Source organism: Streptomyces sp. GbtcB7 (assembly GCF_019091445.1).
Classification (GTDB): domain Bacteria; phylum Actinomycetota; class Actinomycetes; order Streptomycetales; family Streptomycetaceae; genus Streptomyces; species Streptomyces mirabilis.
On the sequence record NZ_JAGXJM010000486.1, the window covers coordinates 1 to 246 of the forward strand.

Here is a 246-nt window from a genome sequence, read left to right on the forward strand (position 1 = left end):
TCTCACGCCGGGTTTGGGGTGCAGGGCATCGTCGCAGGCTCTCTCGTCGTCGCCGGCCGTCCGTCCTGGCTGCAGGAGCAGTGGGGCATCCGCCCCGCCACGCAACTACAGCACGACGCAGACGCGCTGCAAACTGAGGGAGCAACCGTCGTCGCCATCGGCCGTGACGGGACACACCTGGGGATCGTCGCGGTCGCCGACACAGTCAAACCCACCAGCGCGGAGGCGATCGCCCGGTTCCGGGCG

The 246-nt window shown here is 69.9% G+C and carries 1 pseudogene; it reads left to right on the top strand.

Annotated features, from left to right (window positions below):
• Window positions 1–18 precede the first annotated feature (18 nt).
• Window positions 19–246 (top strand): annotated as a pseudogene (locus KVT44_RS56575) (heavy metal translocating P-type ATPase); the annotation flags it as partial.